Source organism: Limnovirga soli (assembly GCF_013106755.1).
In the GTDB taxonomy this organism is placed as follows: Bacteria; Bacteroidota; Bacteroidia; order Chitinophagales; family Chitinophagaceae; genus Limnovirga; species Limnovirga soli.
Genome location: NZ_WHPF01000004.1, coordinates 249981 through 271767, shown reverse-complemented (window position 1 = coordinate 271767; position 21787 = coordinate 249981). Strand labels below are relative to the sequence as shown.

Below are 21787 nucleotides of genomic sequence, written 5' to 3'. Positions count from 1 at the left end.
GAAATTTAAATAATGGAGATACTGAAAATACAAACAACAAGCCTTAATATTCACCACCTCGAGTTAGCTGACCTATCTGACTTTTATATTTATCGTTCAAATCCGGCAGTTTCACAATATCAAGGCTTTGATGTTATGACCATTAAACAAGCCGAAGAATTTATTAAAGCCAATTCGAAAAAGCACTTTGGAAAAGAAGCAGAATGGGACAACAGAAAGGGATAATATTTATTGCCAAGGTTCATGTCCTCAATAAACTTTCTATTTGCATTTTGTTAAATTCCGGTGCATGGTGCAGCGCCAGGGAATTATAAAATATTTTGCTATGAGGTACTTGTGAGGCTAAGCTACAAGTACATTATAAGAAAAGATGTTATCCTATTTCAGCTAATCTTAAAATTACTCTCCTGATAACGTTTATTAGATATAAACAAAACGCATGTACAAAACTATAAATAAGAACAATAGCAATATTTGGTAAATTAGGGCTGCGAAATATTTTATTACACCCCACAGAGAAAGGCAGTTGCTTAGCATTGGTTTTAAGAAATGTTGATTTTTAGCCAAGAAAATAAATTTATGAAAAAAATATTTACTTTAACAACCGTATGCTGCATTTTACTTGTGGCAGCTTGTTCAAAAGAAGCTGCAGTGCCTGCAGTGCCAGCAAATACGGCATCGGCCATAACCACTAATCATTATATTGGGGAGCATTTTGGTGGCGGGATTATATTTTATATAAACCGTGGCGGCCAACATGGTATAATTGCTGCTGAGGATGATCTGGAAGAGCCGGCAGTATGGGCCTATACCGATACGATTACCCATGCTATTGCCGCCAATCCCGGCACTGGCGCTATTAATACCCAAAGAATTTTTCAAGTTCAGGGCGACCCAGTTGATGCACCAGAGGATTATGCCGCACTTGAGATAAAAGAATATGCTGTCAATGGTTTTTCTGATTGGTTTTTGCCTTCGAAAGATGAACTGAATGAAATGTTTTTGCATAAAGACCTGATAGGCCGTTTTAAACCATACGCCTATTGGAGCTCAACAGAAGTAAATATTTCTAAAGCCTGGTTTCAGAATTTTGGTAATGGACAACAGGTAAAATCCTTGAAAATTTATTCCTATGGTCTTAGGCCAGTAAGGTATTTTTAGAAATAGGAAAATATTTACCATTTTATCCTGCCATTTAAACTGACTTTTTAATGCTGCATAGCATTACCTAAGCACAAGTGTGCGACGCAAGTAAAGTTGCAATACACAACTTCCGCCGGGCTAATAAAATAATGGCTTATTTTTTTAAGGCTGCACCGCCCATGCAAGTCCATCAGGCACGCCGCCTACATCCAAATGCCCGCTTACTTCTAATGTGGCAAGATTGATAATGGCAATATAATTATCGGCCGAACAGGCTACAAAAGCACGTGCATTAACGGGATCCATTAAAATACCGGCAGCGCCTTTGCCAATTTTTAAACGTTTTATTTGCTGACGCGTGTTGGCATTATAAATGGTTAATTCGCCTGTTTGCAAACTGGAAATAAAAACCAACTTACCATCGGGTGTAAATTTTAAACGGTTGGCACCATTTACTTTGGCATCAATTTGTTGGGCCAGTAGTTTGGCAGGTACATCAATGATAGAAATAGTTCCATCCTCACCGGAAGCCGTCCACAATTCTTTTCCATCGGGCGATACATCAAATCCTTCCGATCCCCTTGTAGTTGGCACAATTGTTTGCAACCATTCTTGTCTGGGCCTGGCATTAGGTGGTGCCATTTTTCCTGGCAGCAAAATGGTATCTACCAAAATACTTACCGTACCCGATGATACATTGGTAGTGTAAATACTTTTAGCATCGGCACTAACATAAATCATATGTGTGCGGTTCTGTCCTGTTCCCATGCTCCAGTCAAGCTTTCCGCTAACAGGGTCGTAGCGGCCAATGGCTTTAGAGCCTTCGGCTGTAAACCATGCTTTTCCTTGAACAAAAGTAATATCGTGTGGACCATAAAGCGGCCTTGTATCAATATTCAGCAATGGTTTTTGTGCAACCAGGTCAATCACATTTATCTCGTGCAGGCTGCCACCGCCATAAATACACACATAGGCGGTTGTACCATCAGTAGAAGCTACCACTTCATGCGGGTCTTCGCCAACGGGAATACGCACAAGAATGTTAAGCGTTGCAGGATCTACTATAGACAACATTTTATCTGCCTTAGACAAAGCCAGCAATACCCGCTTTGGTGCAGTCTGGGCTACAGCTTGGGTAACTGTACCAATAATTAAAAGCAAGAAAACAGGTAATGCAATTAGCCGTTGCAAAGGGTAAGTAAATCGCTTCATAGCCTGAATATTTTATGGAAATATACGCAATCTGTTGTTATTAGCCGGGCATTGAGCACATGTATCAGCACCGCTTGCGTCGCACACTTGTACGTTCCTAACCCTATGCAGCAAAAGGCAATTGGGCATGGCCAAAAAAAGCAAATATATTTGACCATTCAATTTTATTTAAACTACAATCTATGCGCAAGAAAGTATTGCGAAATACCATGTGGGCCATTATCTTTTTTTTACCTGCTACATCAGTAGATGCACAAAAAGTACAAGAGCCCAAAGGCAATCATCCGGAGTGGTCAAAACCCTTTCCGCCATTTCGTATTGCAGGCAATTTGTATTATGTAGGCACTTACGACCTGGCCTGTTATCTCATCACCACCCCGCAGGGAAATATACTTATCAATACCGGGCTGGCAGCATCAGCCACACAAATAAAAAATAATATTAAAAGCCTGGGCTTTCAATTGGCAGATACCAAAATACTCCTTACCACTCAGGCTCATTACGACCATATGGGCGCCATGGCCGCAATAAAAAAAGCAACAGGTGCACAATTTATGGCCGATGCAAAAGAAGCCGATGTATTGGCAAGCGGTGGCCAAACCGATTATGAGTTGGGCAAGTATGGCACCACCTTTACCCCCATACAACCAGATAAATTATTACAGAATGGAGATACTATTGCATTAGGCAATATGCAGCTGGTCATATTGCATCATCCCGGCCATACCAAAGGCTCGTGCAGCTATTTATTTACTGTGCAAGACGAGCAAAAAACATACAAGGTGTTAATTGCCAATATGCCTAGCATTATTACCGACAGGCCATTTAATACCATTAGCAACTATCCCACCATTGCCAGCGACTATGCCTATACACTTGCTGCAATGAAAAATATTATTTTCGATATTTGGCTGGCATCACATGCCAGCCAGTTTAATTTGCACCAAAAATATAAGGCGGGTGGTGCTTATAATCCCGCAGCTTTTATGGATCATGCCGGTTATTTGGAAGCCTTAACTGACCTGCAACAACAATATGAGGAGCAACCTAAATAATAATTCAATTATTTGAAATGGGTAGCAATTGGTTTGAAAATCATTATTTCAATAGGGGACACCAACCTACCTTTATACCAGCATGAATAGTACCAACAAGCCATTTAAAGTTATTTTGATCATGGGGCTACTTACAGCTATCGGCCCTTTATCCATTGATATGTACCTGCCGGCATTTCCCGCCATTGCGAAAAGCCTGCATACCCAGGTTGCAAATGTTACGTTATCGCTTTCCAGTTTTTTTATTGGCATTTCATTTGGGCAGTTACTCTACGGCCCACTACTTGAACGTTATGGCCGTAAACAGCCACTATATGCCGGTTTATTTATTTATTTCCTGGCTTCAGTGGGTTGTGCATTTGCACAATCAGTTAATATGCTAATAATACTCAGGTTGTTTCAGGCAATTGGTGGCTGTGTGGGTATGGTAGCTGCAAGGGCCATGGTAAGGGATTTGTTTGATGTTAAAGAAAATGCCAAAGTATTTTCCCTGTTAATGCTGGTAGTTTCTGTATCGCCCATTATTGCACCAACATTGGGTGGTTATATAACTGCTTTGCTGGGTTGGCGTTATGTGTTTGCCATGCTTATTTTTATAGTGCTGATTATACTTTCCGGCGCCTATTTTTACTTACCCGAAAGTAAACAACCCGACCCCGGTTATTCTTTAAAACCCAGGTTGATTGTAAAGAACTATGCTTCTGTTATGGTAAACCCGCATTTTATTACCTACGCACTTACCGGTGCTATTTCCTATTCCGGTTTGTATGCTTATATAGGCGGTGCCCCACATGTATTTATGGAAATTTTTAAGGTAAGTGAAGCACAGTTTGGATGGATATTCGCCATTATAGCCGCAGGTTTAATTGGTGCCAGTCAGGTTAATAATCTGGTGTTAAAATATTATAGCAGTGAACAAATTATAAAGGCCGCCACCCTATGCCAAAGTATTATTGGTATTTGCTTTGTGGCTTTAACAATGTTGGGTTTTAGTAATTTATTGCTAACGGTGGTTTGCGTATTTTTCTTTTTGGTTTGTCAGGGATTCATATTCCCAAATGCAACTGCATTGGCATTGGCGCCACTGGCTAAAAATGCCGGTAATGCTTCTGCATTAATTGGTGCCATTCAAATGACCATTGGCGCCTGCGCTTCTGCCATTGTAGGCTTATTGCAAAACAATACTGCATTACCCATGAGTGGGGTAATGACCTTCTGTGCCATTACCGCTTTTACTGTTTTTCATTTAGGCAGCAAAATTATTATTCGCAATATCAGCAAAGCAACGATGCTGGAAGAAGAGGTAGAAATGATGAGCACTATGTAATGCTGGTTTAATATTTTTATTCTTCAAAAGGTCATATTTATTAGCCCTACATTATGCGTGTATTAAAAGCTGCTGTATAACCCGAACGTACAAGAGTGCGACGCAAGTAAAGCTGAAAAATGCTTTGCTGTCGGGCCCAAAAAAGTAGGACATAAAAGTATATAAAACCGCCCAAATTATACATCCAAAAACCGCACATAACCCAATAACAACTAATTATGCAGCTTATTTTCCATTGTTACCATTAACCTTACAAGCTTGATGCAAATAATAATACTTTGCAATATAAACCAATGCTATGGTACTGGATATTAACAACGTTTCGAAGAAATACAATAAAGAAAAATTTGGGTTAAGCAATTATTCGCTTTCAATAAGTAATGGCATATTGGGATTGCTGGGGCCTAATGGAGCCGGTAAATCTACCCTGATGAAAATTATTGCCACTATTAGTCAGCCCAGTTCGGGAACGCTAACACTGGATGGGCAGGATATTGTAAAAAATCCCAACTATATAAGAAAAGTACTGGGCTACCTACCACAGGATTTTGGTGTATATCCCAATCTTAATGCGTATGAATTTCTGGAATATATCGCCGCCATGAAAGGCGTGGGTGGCGCCAACCTTCGCCAACGCATTGATATGTTGCTGGAAGGTGTAAACCTTACCGAAGCTGCAAAGTTGCCAATTGGCACTTATAGCGGCGGTATGAAACAACGCATAGGCATTGCGCAGGCACTACTGAATGAGCCCAAAGTATTGATTTTTGATGAACCTACCGTTGGATTAGACCCCGAAGAAAGGGTGCGTTTCCGCAACCTGGTAAGCGAGCTGGCAGAAAACTGCATCATCATTCTCTCCTCACATATTGTTTCGGATATTGAAACCATTGCAGATGAAGTTGCCATCATGAAAAGTGGTGAACTCATTACAAAAGGTACTCAACCAGAAGTAATACAAACCGTTGCCGGCAAAGTGTTTGAAACCGTAATTGGCGGCAATGAGGTAAGCGAATTTAAAACAAGGCATCTGGTAGTAAACAGCATCAGGCAAAAAGATAAAACAAGGCTGCGTTATATCAGCAATAATCCAACTGAGGGTTCAACTCCTTGCAATGCCTCGCTGGAAGACGCATATTTATTTCTCACAAAAAGCAATGCCTCATAACTTTTTTTGAGCCGGACTGTGGTACAAGTATACAGCTTTCCTTGCGTCGCACACTTGTACACCGGTAATGCTATTCAACAAAAAAACAGCTACCAATGCTGAATTAAAAAAGCAACCAAATGATTTTATTTAAAAGTATAATAAAAGGAGATTACCTGCAACGCACCAGAAGTTATGCATTTCTGGTTACACTTGCCATTAGCCTGTATTTGGCTTATACTTTTTTACCCGCAGCAGATGCCAATTACAGTACCGTTAAAATTGGCAACTATGTGGGCGAAAATAATGCTACATGGATTGGATATGTTACCGCGATTATGACCAGCATATTCCTTTCACTCATTGGTTTTTACCTGGTAAACAACAGTATTAAAAAAGATATTGAAACCGAAGTGGGGATGATTATTGCCACCACTCAAATCAGCAATTTTAAATACCTGTTGTCTAAAATGCTGAGTAATTTTTTGGTACTGCTCACCATTACCGGAATTGTTTTTGCCATGGGTATTATACTGTTCTTTGTCCGCAGCAACGGGGCTGATTTTAATATAGTCCAGTTTGTATTACCCTACCTGCTTACTACCCTGCCAGCCATATTTTTTATTGCTGCTTTTGCTATTGTTTCAGAAGTGTTTCTGGGCAGGTGGCTGGCCCTGCATTATATGAGTTTCTTTTTCCTTTTTGGCATTATTACGGCCAATATTTTGCCCGGCGGCGGATCAACCCTAAAAATGATTCTTGACCCATTTGGTGTAAAAGTGGTAACCATGGGTATGGAAAGCTTTGTACAACAGCATTTTGATGCAAAAGCAACCGTTTCTTCTATTGGGTTTAATTTTAGTGCAAAGAAGGAATTAAAAACTTTTGTATTTAATGGAATGCCCTGGCCAGCACTATATATTGTAAGCAGGTTGATTTGGGTGGCGTTGAGTGTGGCATTGGTTTTTATAGCTTCTTTGTTTTTTAACCGATTTGATGCTAAAGCGGTGATAAAAGTAAAAAAGAAGAAAAAAAATCTTACCGAAAATTTGCCTGCAGGTAATCTATTACAGGATATTAAAATTGCTGCCTTACCTGCTATCAGCACAGATTATGGTATACTGCCATTTATTAAAACAGAATTGCTGATGCTTTTTCGTAAAGGGCCAAAATGGTTTTGGGTACTAAATATTGGGGGTATGATTGCTTTACTATTTACCACACTAAACATTGCCCATCAATTTGTATTGCCGGCACTTTGGTTTTTACAGGTGGGCCGCCTTAGTGATCTTACCACAAAAGAAAAAACTAACCGGATACATTATTTTACCTATGCCAGCTACAAGCCTATTGAAAGATTATTGCCTTCGCAAATTATAGCCGGCATTATTTTAATGGCCGGACTTGCGCTCCCGCTTATGGTGCGCTACCTGGCAGGTGGTGAATTTATGCCGGTGATTTACCTGCTTGCAGGTGCCATATTTATTGTGTTATTGGCAGCGGCGCTGGGCATACTTACCGGAGGTAAAAAACTATTCGAGATATTGTTTTTTGCTATAACCTATACCAACCTGAACAGTATACCATTTGCCGATTATTTTGGTGCACTAAATAATAGTTCAGCTTATTTAAGTCTGATGCTTTTAATGATTTCGGGGTTAATTATTACCGGATTTACAATAAGAAAATACGAGATCAGGCATTTATAATTCGGTATCAATACAGCTTCAGGTAATACTTAGATTTGGATTAGCCTTTTGCTTTAGCAGAGTTCAATAAAGGATCGGAACGTACAAGAGTGCGACGCAACGAATGTGCAATCGTCGTCCTTTGTTTGGCTAGTAATTCCCGTGCTCAAATCAATACTTTTTTAACTGATAATAATCATTGTGTCACTATGACATTATGAAACCCTTTTTTACCAAAATTGGTACTACCTTTATTGCCATTTTAAAACCCAATTAAAATACTTTATGAAAAAGCTTGTCAGCATTGCTATTTGCCTTGCCATTTTCCAATTGGCTTTGGCACAAACGCCAGCAGAAAAACAAAAAATAGAAACGATTATTAAACAAATGACCCTGGAAGAAAAAGTGGGTCAAATGACAGAAGTAACCCTTGCCGTAGTAGCAAAAGGTGGGGGTGGTAATCAGGATGGCAGCCTGGACCCTGCTGCTTTAAAAAAAGCTATTAACGATTACAAAGTGGGCTCTATTTTAAACACTACCGCACATGCTTTAAGTGTAGATACCTGGCGTAACATGATGACCGAGATACAGGATGAAACAAAAAATACCCGATTAAAAATTCCGGTGATTTACGGATTGGATGCGATACACGGACAAACCTACACTCTTAACTCCACCTTGTTTCCTCAGAATATAGCCATGGCTGCAACCAGAAATACAGAACTGGTTGCAAGCGCAGCAAAGGTTACGGCCAATGAATTAAGGGCATCGGGTGTGCGCTGGAACTTTGCACCTGTATTGGATTGCGGCCGCCAACCCCTATGGTCACGTTTCCCCGAAACCTATGGTGAGGATGTTTTTATTGGCACCACCATGGGCGCGGCCGGAATAAAAGCTTATGAAGAAGATGGTTTAAAAAATATAACCGCTGTAGCCAGTTGTATGAAACATTATTTGGGCTATTCTGCCTCCAGAACAGGTAAAGACAGAACGCCGATTTATATGCCCGAAATTGAAATGCGTGAATATTATTTACCCCAGTTTCGCGAAGCGGTAAAAGCTGGTTCATCAAGTATTATGATTAACTCCAGCGAAATAAATGGTGAGCCAGTACATGCCAGCAAATACTTACTTACCGATGTATTGCGCACTGAGCTTGGATTTAAAGGATTAATTGTAACTGACTGGGAAGATATAAAACGCCTGAACGACCGCCATAATGTGGCAGCATCGCCACGTGAAGCAGTTGCCATGGCCATTAATGCCGGTATTGACATGAGCATGGTACCCAACGATTTTTCATTTTATGATTTATTGTTGGAGGCTGTAAAAAATAAAGAAGTACCTATGAGCCGTATTGATGATGCTGTACGCAGAATTTTAACCTTAAAAATGAAAGTGGGTTTGTTTGACAACCCCTATCCTGAAGATGCTGCAGTAGCCAATTTTGGCAAACCAGCCTATCAGGCACTGGCACTTGATGCAGCCAGAGAAGCCATGACCCTATTAAAAAACGACAACAAAGTATTACCCCTTTCTAAAAATACAAAAGTGCTGGTAGCCGGCCCTGGTGCACAAAGCATCAGCGCTATGAACGGATGCTGGAGTTATACCTGGCAAGGCAATCAGGAAGAATGGTATCCTGCAGACAGTAAAACAATTCTACAAACCATTACAGAGAAAGTAGGTGCTGCCAATATAGTAACGACTACCGGCAAGGGCTTTGACAATGTAGTAAACTTTGATGCCAGTCAGTTAAAAAAAGCGGCAGCAAATGTGGATGTTATCATCCTTTGCTTGGGCGAAAATGCATATGCTGAAAGTCCGGGCAATACTACAGAGTTGGCCTTACCAGAAGAACAATTGCAATTGGCACAGGCGGCTGCATTAACAGGCAAACCGGTAATATTGGTGCTTACCGAAGGAAGGCCTCGTTTTATTACTTCAATAGCACCTGCTATGAAAGGTATATTAATGGCTTACTGGAGTGGAAAGAAAACAGCAGAAGCCATTGCCGATGTATTGTTTGGCGATTATAACCCCAACGGCATTTTGCCATTCAGCTATCCGCGTAGTATGGGCGAAATGGTATTATACGACCGCAAACCAACTGAAGATGTAAGAGAAGTGTTTAACGACAATATTAAAACCGGCTATATGCCTTTGTTTCCTTTTGGTTGGGGTTTAAGCTATACCAGTTTTGAATATAGCGATATCACCCTAAGCAACACCATCCTAAAAGGTGAAGAAAACCTAACAGTATCGGTTACAGTAAAAAATACCGGAGCAATTGATGGCAAGCATACAGTAGAATTATACTCGCATGATTTGTTTGCCAGCATAACACCAAATATGCAAAGATTGAGGGCATTTAAAAAGATAACACTAAAGGCCGGCGAAAGCCAGCAGGTAAGTTTCACTATTAATAAAAATGATCTCGCCTTTGTAAATGCACAATTAAAAACAGTAACCGAACCAGGAGATTTTGAACTAATGATAGGCACTAAAAAAGCCCGATTTACCTACGCACAATAACCTGTATTATAGCAAACAGCCGAACAAATGCAAATACTTTGTTCGGCTGTTTTTTTGCAAGCAGGATAAGGTGTAAACATAAATTATCCTGTTTAATCCTAAAGTGCCCGTTATAGCAAGGTAAAATAAACAGATACTAAACGTTTTCCACTATTAGCCCCTCATGCGCCAACACAAGGGTTTCTGTGGCTATACCGCCATCGCAGGATTGCAGCACCGGACCACGGTATTGTATGGGAAAAGCATTTCTTGCCCGCCAGGTAATCACTGGAGTATGTTCCTGATCAAGCAGGGAAATTACTACATCTCTTCGCTCGATAGTGCTCATCAGCTTGGTGTTAATCCAATCAAAAAAGTCGCTATCTCCGGCACTAATATTCCGCTTAAGGGTAATATTGGCATATTTACGCAGACCGGGAATTTTAGCAACACTATCCACCGGCGAGCTGCCATTTCTATGTTCAATAGCTTCTACTTCAATATCAAGTCCTGATACTTCCGTAAAGCCAATGTTGGTTCCACCCCATTCAACCCTGAAGTGGTAATGGGTTAATACTTGTGACATAAATAAAGGTTTTATAATAAAGAAATACAACAATAGCAGCAAGATGAGTGCAAGCAATATAATAACAATCATAAGCACGGTTTAATACTTAAATTTAATAGTTTTTTGGTTAGCGTATACTATAATGTACATGGTTAATTTTTGGTGGGCTTACCTAAGCTATTTTACTATTGGTATCTGCGATGCACAAATTGTTCATGCTACTAGCCAGCATTGCAAGTTGGTAAGTAGCATATGACAAGCAAGTCTTATTATGGCCAATTGAAGTATTATCTGCTGATTTTTTTGTACCCGGCAGTTGTTTTTGTTGGGGCTTTACTTGCGTCGCACTCTTGTACGGTTTGTTATAATGGCGGCAGAAATGGCGTAATAAACATCACTCCCCGCCTGCCGCCCAAAGCTCCGAACCCTGAACCGAGCCCCGAAATTATCGGGGTAAACTGTGGCAAGTAAAGCTGCTTTTTGGTTTTCTGCCGGGCCAATAATTGTATTTATTGTATTAACACACTATCCAGCAATTGCCGGGCTTGTGTAAAATCGAAAATATTATTATGGTCTGCACCATTTACAGGAAACAGCGTATCACCCTTTTTAAATACGGTAGATTGCAATAACAAGGAATTGCTAAAGGGCACCGTACCATCCTTGGTACCATGAAAAATAATAACAGGTGCTGTAACTTTTTGAAGGTTTTGAAAGGTGGGTAAATGATAATGCAACATCCACGATACCGGATACATCCATGCATATGCACCAGCAAGGTGTTCTATACTGTAATAGGGGCATTCCAGGATTAATTTTTTACAATCTCTTATACTGGCCAATTGGGCTGCAATGCCCGTACCCAATGACTTTCCGTATATAATAATGCTATCCGTAGCATAGCCTGCGCCCCTTACCATTTTATACACCTGCAGTGCTTCTGTATATAAGATTGCTTCATTTAGCGGGCCGGTTGACTTACCATAACCCGGGTAATCCATCATCCAAACATCATAACCATTTTTGGTAAAATTCGGTGCGTATGCAGCATAGTGGTTTATATTTTCCATATTACCATGAAAATAAATTACCGCACCATGGCGAACCAAACCCTGGGCTGCAAAACGGATAATATTAAAACTGGTAGTATGATCGTAAGGCTGGTTTATCTCAGTAAAAGCTTGCTGAAAATGAAACTGATAATTGGCCGCCAACGGTGTTGGATGCAACAACAGCTTATCCTGAAAAAAATACAGTGCAGCACCAATTACAATATACAGACCCACAATTACCACTACCCATTTTCTTATTTTGTTACGCATGCTGCTGTTGTTATGGTGCAAATATCAATACAATAAAATATCCCTGATAAAATTATGGTACTCTGGGTAAGAAGGCAGGTTATTATGTCCGCCACCATGAATGCGTATCAGGGTAATTTTATGTGGGTTAAGTTGCTGCAATTGCTCGCTATGGCTAATAGGTATTAACCAATCCTTGGTACCATGAATAATATAGGTATGGCAGTTTACTTTGGTAATCCATTTATCGGTACGCAAATGATACCTCAATACCCATTGGTGTGGCAAAAAGGGAATATAACGCTCAGCAACTTTTTTAAAACTAAAATAAGGCGAATCTATAATCAGGTACCTGGGCTTATTATCGGCAGCAATTTTTGTTGCAAAACCACTACCCATGCTACGGCCATACACCAGTATATGATGTTCATGATACATCACAGCCAAAGTATCATATACAAACTGTATGTCTTTTAAAATGTCTTTTTCGCTGCGCTTACCGGTGCTTTTGCCAAATCCGCGATAATCTATAAGCACTACATCATAATTATACCGGTAAAAATCTTTTGCATATTTGCTCCAACCTTTTATACTGCGGGTATTGCCATGCAGGTACAGAATTAATCCATTGGGTTTGTTGCAATAAAAATGTAATCCGTTGATGCTTACGCCCTGTTCTATTTCAAAAAAAAGCTCTTTAAAAGGAATATCGTATTTGTAGGTAAAATCGCTGGAAAGTTTTTCGGGCTTAAATATAAACCGCTCCTGTATAAAGTAGGCAAGCACCACAACAGCTATATAGCCAATGGCAATGTATAGTATGGTTGGATTAATAGTAAGCAGCAATCCCTGTAACATATTTACCTGCTTTAACAACAGTAGTTTTAAAGTTAACCATTCTGTATGTAATATGCTGCTATTTTACAACAGACATGCTATTTATGTATTTCTTCAAAAGAACCGGTTTGCTTATTTTTTCTAACATTATCCCAATGAAAATAACGGCCATTCATGGCCACATAAACACCTTTGGGCAAACTTTGTACAAATGCCAATGCACTACCCAGGTTAAACAACCCATCGGAGCTACCAAATTTATAGGGAATCATGGCGCCGGTAAGTACAATGGTTTTGTCTTTCACATCTCTGGCTAAAACCGCTGCTGTATCGGCCATTGTATCTGTGCCATGGGTAATAATAATTTTATCTTCATCGGCATTATTGCATTGCCTGGCTATCAGTTCTCTGTCGTCGTTGCTCATTTCAAGGCTATCTATCATCATCAAAGTGCGTATTTCCACTTCCACCTTATTACGGCCAAGTTTCAATAACTCTGGCATATGCGTATCCTTAAAAAACAATTCACCTTTCAGTTCATTGTATTCTTTATCAAATGTGCCACCTGTAATAAATATTCTGATTGCCATGATACACGTTTTTGGTTTTGCAATAACAAATATACTGCAGATTATAGATTGCTGTTTTATTAGCCACACTGCAAATCAAAGGGCGGCTTTACTTGCGTCGCACTCTTGTACTTTGGGAACATGTATAAGCTTTTCTTAAACAGCAGATGAGCATTCTACAGCACAAGAGTGCGACGCAAGCGGTGCTGAGCAGAGCGCAGATAGCCGGGTAAAAAAATTGAATGCTGTTTATTAAATAATATTCAATTGTAAAAACGCACTATGCGCTAACACTTTATCTTCCTATAATTATGCGGTAACAATTTCTTTTAGCGTTACTTTTTTACCTACGATTAACTGATGAACAACGCCTGTTTTTAAAGCATAATTTTCATTTGTATGGCTTACCGGAAACTGATAACAAACAGGGTATTTAAAATGCTTTATTTTATCGGCAATTATATTATATACCTCGTCGCCAAAAGGTATGGTGGTATCTTTCATTTCGGTAAAGCCACCAATAATTAGTCCGGCCAGTTTATCCAGTTTACCGGCATGTAGCAGTTGCATCATCATGCGGTCGATGGTATAAATATATTCACCCACATCTTCCAGAAAAAGTATTTTACCCGTAGTGGTAAACGCCCTGGCAGAGCCCAGCAAATGGGTTACCAGCGAAAGGTTACCTCCCACTATTTGGGCTGTAGCCGTGCCGGCCCTGTTGTTTGCATGCGCTGCGCAGGTATACCTTGCCGGTTTACCCAATAAGGCTTTACGAAGCGAGCCAACAAACTCATTATTACTACCTCCATCGTTAAAGGCGCCGGCCATGGGCGAATGTAAGGAAGCAATATGTAATGTACTATACAGATGGGCATGCAATACAGTGATATCGCTATAGCCAATAATCCATTTTGGCTTTTTGGCAAAACGTTTAAAATTAAGTTGATCAATGATACGGGTAACCCCATAGCCACCTCTTCCGCAAAGGATGGCCTTAACGGTATCATCATCAATCATTTGTTGTAAATCGGCCAAACGGGCTTCATCAGTGCCGGAAAAATAATGAAATTGACTGCCCAACGTGTTACCCGTTTTAACCTTAAAGCCCCATTGCTGCAAGGTGTTAATACAGGCTGCTGCTTTTTCGGCCGGCATAAAACCGGCCGGGCAAACAATGCCAATGGTATCGCCCTTTTTTAGGTATGGCGGAATTTTTATCATGTAACAATATTATAAAAAAGCATTGATGAAGAATACAGGGGTTTAACACATATGAGTTTTAAAAGATTAAACCTGTTTTGAACCTGACAAAGATTTGTTTCCGGGATGAAGATAACAATGGAGATCATGCAAAATTGCACATGAATGCTTCTCTTTGGCTAGCCAAATTACAATAGTTGAATAGTTGCCGGAAATTAATAATGCGCAAAATCAGCTTCGTAATTGCCCGTTTGCCTTTCCATTGGTGGGTTATAATAACCAAATTTAAGTGCAGGAAACTCCTCCTGCAGCAATTCCATTAATTGTTTTACACCTAATAATTCGCCGGTTTCGGCAATGCCAATTTTTCCGAGATACCAATCCGGGTCTATATTGAAATTGCGCCATTGAATCATTTTTAAGTCGGTATCGATTATCAGCTGCCTTAATGCTTCATATTCTTCAACAGTATCAGTCATACCAGGAAAAACAAAATAATTAATGCTTGTCCAGCCACCAAAACTACTCATCACTTTCAGACTTTCTACAATATCATCAAACTGGTAATTATTTGGTCTGTAATAAGGCGTATAAATATGTTTTCTGGCAGAGTTCATACTTACCCTTATACTATTTAAACCAACCTCACATAATGCTTTAACAGCATCGGGTTTAGATCCATTTGTATTAATGTTGATGCTACCCCGTTGGGTGTGTTTGCGAATTTCAATAATTGCTTCCCGAATAGTTTCCCACATCAGTAAGGGTTCTCCTTCGCAGCCCTGCCCAAAACTAATAATAGGGAATGGTGCTTCTATTAGATGAGGTACCGTAAATTCTGCAATTTCCTCGGCGGTAGGTTTAAAAGTTAACCTATCTTGGGTAGAAACAATGGTTTCTTCCTCCGGCTGAAAAGAGATGCAACCAATACAATTAGCGTTACATGCAGGGGAAGAAGGCACCGGGCATTCCCACCGGCCAAGGGAAAAATTACGGGCGGCAGGACAGGTATAGGTTAAACAACAATTTTCCATCAGGTGTTTTACCAGCCTGTTATGCGGATATTGCGTTAACAACATTTGCGCCCCCGATTGAATCTTTTTATCGTCATATCCTGCACATTCCTGTCTGATATCCTGCTCAATTCGTACGGCAGGAACATAAAATTTATTATCATGCCAGCCGGCAGCAGTGTAACAAAACAATGGCAAAGTAGGCGCATTGGGTTCGGTTTCGTAAGCCGATAAATATAACCCGGTATGTGCCGGGGGAATAAAAGCTGCAACGGCCCAACCTTTTTCGCATAAACGCATATCACCGGTTAGCACATCTATGCCAATACCCTTACGGCCCGGCAATTCGTATAAATTGCCACCATCAGGTAATTCTATCCATTCTTCTTCGGGTATAGGAAAGGCATCCCAACCTTCTCGGCCAACGGCATATAAGGTTTTGTCTTCAAAAATATTGCCTTTACTATCTGAGTATAATAAAAATGGTGATTGTGTTAGCATACCAACAATTAAATATCTTTTCTTGTAAAATGAGATTGGCAAAACTGATTAAATTCTTCTTCAGATGTATAATCCGATTCGCCGGGAATAACTTCACCCTGAATAATTTTATTGCTTAAAAAGTCAACGGTTAATAAGCCATCTTTTAAAACAACATTGTTCAGGTCCTGCCACCTGATTCTGCGCTGAGGAAAAATACGGAGATGAATTTCTTTATCGCGAAATACAAATTCAAACTGCTTTTTAACAAGGCCCTGTAATAAACCTACCACAGTTACGGCCAATGCCACCCAGAATTCCAATAAGAATAACCAACCAAAAATAGCCCATAAAAAACCAGAATCAACCAGATTAGTTTTCTTAAAAAAAGGAAACTGCATTAAGTGTTCTTTTTTTAAAATAAATACAATACTTATAACCAATAAAACAGCCCAAATAAAATTAAGTGGCTTGTTATGCAGATAAGCAATTAACGAAATACATATAGCATTAATCCCCAGAATAAATATCTGGAAAGATGATAAATATTTAAACCTTTCATTGGGTATAACAATCTTATAAACCTGCTCAGGCATTTACATTGCTTTTAATCAATAAATTACACATTCTCCATAATATTCTGGCACCAACATTACTATCGTAATTGTGCTCACCAATACCTACTTCTACCAAATCAAATCCAATCAGCTTGCGGCCACTTTCTATTACTTTTCTAAATAAGTAAATCACCTGTTCTGCATCTGGACCGCCCACTACAGGTGTACCTGTATTGGGACAAAGCTTTCTATCCAGCCCATCTATATCAAAACTAATATACACATTCAGTGGTAATTTTTCTACAATACTATCAGCAATCCTGCTCCAGCTTTCCCCTTCAAATTGGCGATGCTTTAGTTGTTCATCAAAAAAAGTAATTACCCTATAATCGCTGTTACATATATAATTCCATTCTTCTTCACAATAATCTCTAACTGCCACTTGTACCAAACGATCTATTTGCGGGAAGGTTTCTAAAGCATTATACATTACCGAAGCATGTGAATATTTAAACCCTTCGTACGATTTGCGTAAATCGCAATGGGCATCAATCTGTAAAATGCCAAAGCTTTTATATTTCTCGGCCAGTGCTTTATAAAAACCAAGTGGAGTGCTGTGGTCTCCGCCAACAATACCCACCAGTTTATCATTATCCAAAAGCTGAATGGTTTGTTCGTACACCCAGTTATTCAGCATTTTACCACCTTCATTAATTTCTTTCAGGCTCTTGGTCATGAATTTATTATCATCCACATTGGCACCTTTAGAAATATAATCAATATACAACTCGGCTTCTTTGCGTAAGTAATCACTTTTCATCAGCACTTTTTTATCTATCTCACGCATAAAAAACCGCGTCTCCAGCCATTGGGTACATAGGCATCAAATAAATCTACCTGCATACTGGCTTTAAAAATATGATCCGGACTGCGGGCCGTACCTGCACCATAACTGGCAGTTACCTCCCATGGCACAGGAAGTATAACCACTTTTGCTTCTTCTTCCGTAAAGGGAAGTCCAAAAATATTATTGTTGGGGTTGCTGGCGCCGTTGGGATCAAATTTAGAAAGGTCTCTCATAACTATTAATAACGTTAAAACGGCATGCAAGGTAAACCCTTATTTGCTAAAAGCCTTGATTTTATTGTTTAAACTGCCATTGCAAAGGTTAATTTAATCTATTGTACCGGGCAATAGAATGTATATGGGGCTTTACTTGCGTCGCACTCTTCAGGGTTTGGATAAAGGCCGGGCAGTAAAAAGGCTTTATTATCAATAATTTGTAACCGAAATATTATTTTTTGCTGCATAGTATTCCCCCGGTACAAGTGTGCGACGCAAGTAAAGCCCAATAAATGCATCTAAGGTTTGGCCCATAAAAAAAGCCCTGCAAAGCAAGGCCTGTATTAGGCTGTCATCCCAAAGAACCCATGCTGGCAAGCAAAAAAGTGCAGGTAACACTTTGGGATGACAATATATTAATTGGATTAAATACTGAGTTGTTTTTCTAACATCATCTTACGCAAGTTAATTAATCCGTAACGCATACGTCCTAAAGCTGTGTTAATACTACAATCAGTTAATGTGGCAATTTCTTTAAAGCTCATATCACCAAAATGGCGTAGTACAATAACTTCTCTTTGCTCATCGGGTAAGGCAGCCAGCATGGTATGCATTCTGTCGTACCCCTGTTGGCGCATCATCTTTTGTTCTGCATTTTCACTGGCCACTACTACCAGTTCAAATACATCTTTATTATCGCTGGTAACAATGGGTGGTGTGCGTTTTACTTTTCTAAAATGATCTACACACAGGTTGTGCGCAATACGCATGGCCCAGGGTAAAAACTTACCTTCCTCATTGTAACGCCTGCTGCGCAGGGTATCAATAATACGCACAAAAGTTTCCTGAAACAGGTCTTCGGCCAGGTATTTGTCTTTTACAATAAACTGGATGCTGCTAAAGAGTTTGTCTTTATAGCGGTTAATAAGCACTTCAAGTGCGTTGGAATTACCTTCCTGAAAAGCAATGACTAATTGGGTGTCGTTAAATTCAATAATGTTACTCATACCTGCTAATTTATGGTTAAGCAAACCGGTTAAACTGTTATTGTTGCAGTAAATGGTTATGAGTAAAATTTAACTTATACGTGTCGTTTTTGTGAAGTGAATGTGAAAATAGAATTATTAATTTACTATTACTCATGCAAAATGTAAAAAAATTGTGAATTAATCAAAATTGATTTTGCTTTGTTAGTAATAGACAATGCAAAAAATGACAAATACAAGCGGAGCAGAAAAGATTTCTACAAAAAAGTCGAATAATGTCTACAAAAGCGGGGCCGATGAAATTGTGGTGCACGGGGCCCGGGTACATAATCTTAAAAATGTTACCGTTGCTTTTCCCAGAAACAAATTGATTGTTGTAACCGGTGTTTCGGGCAGCGGAAAATCTTCCTTAACCATAGATACCTTATTTGCCGAAGGCCAGCGCCGCTATGCAGAAAGTTTAAGCGCTTATGCCCGGCAGTTTATGAGCCGCATGATAAAACCCGATGTAGACTATATAAAAGGTTTATGCCCTGCCATTGCCATTGAACAAAAAGTGATTACCCGTACCCCCCGTAGTACGGTGGGTAGTATGACGGAGATTTATGATTACCTGAGGTTGTTATTTGCCCGTGCCGGGCACACTATATCGCCGGTAAGTGGCCGGGAAGTAAAAAAAGATGATGTAGCCGATGTAATGCAACACATCAGCCAATTAGCCCATGGCAGCAAAGTAGTAATACTGGTTGCATTTAAACAACATGCCAACAGAGAGGCAAGGGAAGAATTAAACATTTTGGTACAAAAAGGGTTCTCCCGCTTATACCTGGACCAGGAACCGGTGAGAATTGAAGACCTGCTTGAACTTACCGATAAAGCACTTAAAGACAAAATAGCTACCAAAAAAAGTAAAGAACCTGCCTATGTGCTGGTAGACCGCATTATTACCAAAGCATTTGACGAAGAAGATATTCACCGTATATCAGACTCTATTGGCACAGCCTTTTACGAAGGCGAAGGTGAAATGTATATTGAAGTAGATGGTAAAAAGCATATTCACTTTAGCAATAAATTTGAATTGGATGGCCTAAGTTTCGAAGAACCTGTACCCAACTTGTTTTCTTTTAATAATCCCTATGGCGCCTGCCCTACCTGCGAAGGTTTTAGTCAGGTTTTGGGTATAGATGCCGATTTGGTAATTCCCGACAAAAGGTTAAGCGTTTTTGATGGTGCCATTGCCCCTTGGAAAGGAGAAAAAATGGGCGAATGGCGGGAGTATTTTATGCGCAATGCAGCAGCCTACAAATTTCCTATTCATAAACCAATTGCCGATTTAACCACAGAACAATACAACCTGTTATGGGAAGGTGCCGGAAAACTGGATGGTATCAATGCCTTTTTTAAAGAAGTAGAACAAAACCTGTATAAGGTACAATACCGGGTAATGTTAAGCCGCTACCGCGGCAGAACCAATTGCCCCGATTGTAAAGGCTACCGCCTGCGTAAGGAAGCACTGTATGTAAAAGTGCACCAAAAGCATATAGGCGAACTCTGCGAAATGCCGGTAAAAGACCAAAAGCAATGGTTTAACAATATCAAATTATCCGATCATGATGCCACGGTGGCCAAACGTATATTAATAGAAATAAACCAGCGCTTGCAAACCTTACTGGATGTTGGTCTTGGCTATTTAACCCTTAACCGCTTAGCCAATACTTTAAGTGGTGGTGAAAGCCAGCGTATACAACTTACACGCAGTTTGGGCAGCAACTTAACCAACTCATTGTATATTCTGGATGAGCCATCCATCGGCTTGCATTCAAGGGATACAGAACGATTAATAACGGTATTAAAACAGTTAAGGGATGAAGGCAATACCGTGGTAGTGGTAGAGCACGATGAAATGATGATGCGCAATGCTGATCATATAATCGATATGGGGCCACTGGCCTCCTACCTGGGCGGAGAAGTGACTGCCACAGGCAACTATAATGCTATCATCAGTAACCCCAATAGCCTTACCGGTAAGTATCTCACGGGAGAATTAACCGTAAGTGTACCCAAAGTGCAAAGGCCATTTAACAGATATATACGTATTGAAGGTGCCCGCCACCATAACCTTAAAGATATTACGGTAGATTTTCCGCTGAACATGTTATGCGTGGTAAGTGGTGTTAGCGGCAGTGGGAAAACCACGCTGGTAAAAAAAATACTTTATCCCGTTATGCGTCAGCTTACCGGCGAATTTGGCGACAAAGCTGGCTTTCATAAAGCCATTGCCGGAGATACCAGTTATATTACTCAGGTAGAAATGATAGACCAAAACCCTATTGGTAAATCATCCCGCAGTAACCCTGTAACCTATATAAAAGCCTACGATGAAATAAGGGAATTATATGCCTCGCAACCCTTATCAAAAATCCGTGGCTTTTTGCCCAAGCACTTTTCTTTTAATGTGGATGCCGGCCGCTGCGATGCCTGTAAAGGCGAAGGCGAACAGGTTGTAGAAATGCAATTTTTGGCCGATGTACATTTAACCTGCGAAGTTTGTGGCGGCAAAAAATTTAAAGAAGAAGTATTAGAAGTACAATACAAAGGCAAAAGCATTTTTGATGTACTGGAAATGAGTGTAGATGAATCCATTGCCTTTTTTGCGGCAGAAAAAAACCTGGCCAAAGCCCTGCAGCCATTACAGGATGTGGGTCTTGGTTATATCAAACTTGGACAAAGCAGCGATACACTAAGTGGTGGCGAAGCGCAGCGGGTAAAACTGGCTTCTTTTCTGGGTAAAAATAAAGCCAGCGGACATATACTTTTTATTTTCGACGAGCCAACAACGGGGCTGCATTTTAACGATATCAATAAACTCCTCGCCTCCTTTCATGCGTTAATTGAGCAGGGGCATTCTATTATTGTAATTGAACACAATACCGATGTAATTAAAAATGCCGATTGGGTAATAGACCTCGGCCCCGAAGCAGGTGATGGTGGCGGCAGCCTTGTATTTGCGGGCACCCCGGCCGAATTAAAAAAGCAAAAAAACAGCCATACCGCCAGGTTTTTATAAAGTAAAATCAGCAAGGCAAATCATTTGTTTATTAGTAAGCAAGCAATAGAATGGCTAT

19 protein-coding genes are annotated in these 21787 nt (G+C 40.0%); 8 read left to right on the top strand and 11 right to left on the bottom strand.

Annotation, left to right across the window (positions count from 1 at the left end; all coding sequences use genetic code 11):
- The first annotated feature begins 12 nt into the window (after positions 1–12).
- Complete coding sequence (locus tag GD597_RS06720) at positions 13–225, top strand: hypothetical protein (protein WP_171607058.1); 213 nt, start codon at positions 13–15, stop codon at positions 223–225.
- Between the two features lie 354 nt (positions 226–579).
- Positions 580–1161, top strand: coding sequence for a DUF1566 domain-containing protein (locus tag GD597_RS06715; RefSeq protein WP_171607057.1), 582 nt, complete (start codon positions 580–582; stop codon positions 1159–1161).
- A 144-nt stretch (positions 1162–1305) separates the two neighbouring features.
- On the opposite strand, the gene GD597_RS06710 is transcribed toward GD597_RS06715, so the two are convergent.
- The gene (locus GD597_RS06710) at positions 1306–2355 is read right to left on the bottom strand and encodes a YncE family protein (RefSeq protein ID WP_235954203.1); all 1050 of its coding nucleotides are present in this window, start codon (positions 2353–2355) and stop codon (positions 1306–1308) included.
- Positions 2356–2552: 197 nt separating this feature from the next.
- On the opposite strand from GD597_RS06710, the gene bla reads away from it, so the two are divergent.
- From bla to GD597_RS06685, 5 genes are all read left to right on the top strand, one after another.
- Positions 2553–3410 (top strand): subclass B3 metallo-beta-lactamase, encoded by an 858-nt coding sequence (gene bla / locus GD597_RS06705; RefSeq protein ID WP_171607171.1) that lies wholly within the window; start codon positions 2553–2555, stop codon positions 3408–3410.
- 82 nt (positions 3411–3492) lie between these two features.
- Positions 3493–4737: a multidrug effflux MFS transporter gene (locus GD597_RS06700; RefSeq protein WP_171607056.1), complete on the top strand. Its 1245-nt coding sequence runs from the start codon at positions 3493–3495 to the stop codon at positions 4735–4737.
- Between the two features lie 298 nt (positions 4738–5035).
- Positions 5036–5905, top strand: coding sequence for an ABC transporter ATP-binding protein (locus GD597_RS06695; protein ID WP_171607055.1), 870 nt, complete (start codon positions 5036–5038; stop codon positions 5903–5905).
- 119 nt (positions 5906–6024) lie between these two features.
- On the top strand, positions 6025–7593 hold the full coding sequence (locus GD597_RS06690) for a hypothetical protein (RefSeq protein WP_171607054.1): 1569 nt from the start codon (positions 6025–6027) through the stop codon (positions 7591–7593).
- A gap of 264 nt (positions 7594–7857) precedes the next feature.
- Positions 7858–10107, top strand: coding sequence for a glycoside hydrolase family 3 N-terminal domain-containing protein (locus GD597_RS06685; RefSeq protein ID WP_171607053.1), 2250 nt, complete (start codon positions 7858–7860; stop codon positions 10105–10107).
- Between the two features lie 136 nt (positions 10108–10243).
- On the opposite strand, the gene GD597_RS06680 is transcribed toward GD597_RS06685, so the two are convergent.
- The 10 genes from GD597_RS06680 to GD597_RS06640 form a co-directional block, all read right to left on the bottom strand.
- Complete coding sequence (locus GD597_RS06680) at positions 10244–10672, bottom strand: phage tail protein (RefSeq protein ID WP_171607052.1); 429 nt, start codon at positions 10670–10672, stop codon at positions 10244–10246.
- 491 nt (positions 10673–11163) lie between these two features.
- The gene (locus GD597_RS06675) at positions 11164–11976 is read right to left on the bottom strand and encodes an alpha/beta hydrolase (RefSeq protein ID WP_171607051.1); all 813 of its coding nucleotides are present in this window, start codon (positions 11974–11976) and stop codon (positions 11164–11166) included.
- A gap of 24 nt (positions 11977–12000) precedes the next feature.
- Positions 12001–12813 carry an alpha/beta hydrolase gene (locus tag GD597_RS06670; protein WP_171607050.1) on the bottom strand — a complete coding sequence of 271 codons (813 nt, stop codon included), beginning with the start codon at positions 12811–12813 and terminating at the stop codon, positions 12001–12003.
- A 77-nt stretch (positions 12814–12890) separates the two neighbouring features.
- Positions 12891–13382, bottom strand: a complete 492-nt coding sequence (locus GD597_RS06665; protein ID WP_171607049.1) for an asparaginase domain-containing protein — start codon at positions 13380–13382, stop codon at positions 12891–12893.
- A gap of 288 nt (positions 13383–13670) precedes the next feature.
- A complete protein-coding gene (locus GD597_RS06660; protein ID WP_171607048.1) occupies positions 13671–14585 on the bottom strand; it encodes a S66 peptidase family protein in 915 nt (304 codons plus the stop codon).
- A 194-nt stretch (positions 14586–14779) separates the two neighbouring features.
- Complete coding sequence (locus GD597_RS06655; protein WP_171607047.1) at positions 14780–16078, bottom strand: radical SAM protein; 1299 nt, start codon at positions 16076–16078, stop codon at positions 14780–14782.
- Positions 16079–16086: 8 nt separating this feature from the next.
- Positions 16087–16653 carry a hypothetical protein gene (locus tag GD597_RS06650; RefSeq protein ID WP_171607046.1) on the bottom strand — a complete coding sequence of 189 codons (567 nt, stop codon included), beginning with the start codon at positions 16651–16653 and terminating at the stop codon, positions 16087–16089.
- Positions 16646–17434: an arginase family protein gene (locus GD597_RS06645; protein ID WP_235954201.1), complete on the bottom strand. Its 789-nt coding sequence runs from the start codon at positions 17432–17434 to the stop codon at positions 16646–16648. Before GD597_RS06645 ends, GD597_RS06650 begins: the two co-directional genes overlap by 8 nt.
- Before the next feature lie 14 nt (positions 17435–17448).
- Complete coding sequence (locus GD597_RS21955) at positions 17449–17694, bottom strand: hypothetical protein (RefSeq protein WP_235954200.1); 246 nt, start codon at positions 17692–17694, stop codon at positions 17449–17451.
- Positions 17695–18101: 407 nt separating this feature from the next.
- On the bottom strand, positions 18102–18683 hold the full coding sequence (locus GD597_RS06640) for an RNA polymerase sigma factor (protein WP_171607045.1): 582 nt from the start codon (positions 18681–18683) through the stop codon (positions 18102–18104).
- Positions 18684–18888: 205 nt separating this feature from the next.
- Here GD597_RS06640 and uvrA point away from each other — a divergent pair, with 205 nt between their 5' ends.
- A complete protein-coding gene (gene uvrA / locus GD597_RS06635; RefSeq protein WP_171607044.1) occupies positions 18889–21729 on the top strand; it encodes an excinuclease ABC subunit UvrA in 2841 nt (946 codons plus the stop codon).
- Positions 21730–21787 lie beyond the last annotated feature (58 nt).

Excerpts from the sequence above, each read along its gene's own strand:
- GD597_RS06685 (WP_171607053.1), top strand. The coding sequence starts at position 7,858 with ATGAAAAAGCTTGTCAGCATTGCTATTTGCCTTGCCATTTTCCAATTG.
- GD597_RS06655 (WP_171607047.1), bottom strand. The coding sequence starts at position 16,078 with ATGCTAACACAATCACCATTTTTATTATACTCAGATAGTAAAGGCAAT.
- GD597_RS06680 (WP_171607052.1), bottom strand. The coding sequence starts at position 10,672 with ATGTCACAAGTATTAACCCATTACCACTTCAGGGTTGAATGGGGTGGA.
- GD597_RS06650 (WP_171607046.1), bottom strand. The coding sequence starts at position 16,653 with ATGCCTGAGCAGGTTTATAAGATTGTTATACCCAATGAAAGGTTTAAA.
- uvrA (WP_171607044.1), top strand. The coding sequence starts at position 18,889 with ATGACAAATACAAGCGGAGCAGAAAAGATTTCTACAAAAAAGTCGAAT.
- GD597_RS06720 (WP_171607058.1), top strand. The coding sequence starts at position 13 with ATGGAGATACTGAAAATACAAACAACAAGCCTTAATATTCACCACCTC.
- GD597_RS06665 (WP_171607049.1), bottom strand. The coding sequence starts at position 13,382 with ATGGCAATCAGAATATTTATTACAGGTGGCACATTTGATAAAGAATAC.
- GD597_RS06700 (WP_171607056.1), top strand. The coding sequence starts at position 3,493 with ATGAATAGTACCAACAAGCCATTTAAAGTTATTTTGATCATGGGGCTA.
- GD597_RS06695 (WP_171607055.1), top strand. The coding sequence starts at position 5,036 with ATGGTACTGGATATTAACAACGTTTCGAAGAAATACAATAAAGAAAAA.
- GD597_RS06690 (WP_171607054.1), top strand. The coding sequence starts at position 6,025 with ATGATTTTATTTAAAAGTATAATAAAAGGAGATTACCTGCAACGCACC.
- GD597_RS06675 (WP_171607051.1), bottom strand. The coding sequence starts at position 11,976 with ATGCGTAACAAAATAAGAAAATGGGTAGTGGTAATTGTGGGTCTGTAT.
- GD597_RS21955 (WP_235954200.1), bottom strand. The coding sequence starts at position 17,694 with ATGAGAGACCTTTCTAAATTTGATCCCAACGGCGCCAGCAACCCCAAC.
- GD597_RS06670 (WP_171607050.1), bottom strand. The coding sequence starts at position 12,813 with ATGTTACAGGGATTGCTGCTTACTATTAATCCAACCATACTATACATT.
- GD597_RS06645 (WP_235954201.1), bottom strand. The coding sequence starts at position 17,434 with ATGAAAAGTGATTACTTACGCAAAGAAGCCGAGTTGTATATTGATTAT.
- GD597_RS06710 (WP_235954203.1), bottom strand. The coding sequence starts at position 2,355 with ATGAAGCGATTTACTTACCCTTTGCAACGGCTAATTGCATTACCTGTT.
- GD597_RS06660 (WP_171607048.1), bottom strand. The coding sequence starts at position 14,585 with ATGATAAAAATTCCGCCATACCTAAAAAAGGGCGATACCATTGGCATT.
- GD597_RS06640 (WP_171607045.1), bottom strand. The coding sequence starts at position 18,683 with ATGAGTAACATTATTGAATTTAACGACACCCAATTAGTCATTGCTTTT.
- GD597_RS06715 (WP_171607057.1), top strand. The coding sequence starts at position 580 with ATGAAAAAAATATTTACTTTAACAACCGTATGCTGCATTTTACTTGTG.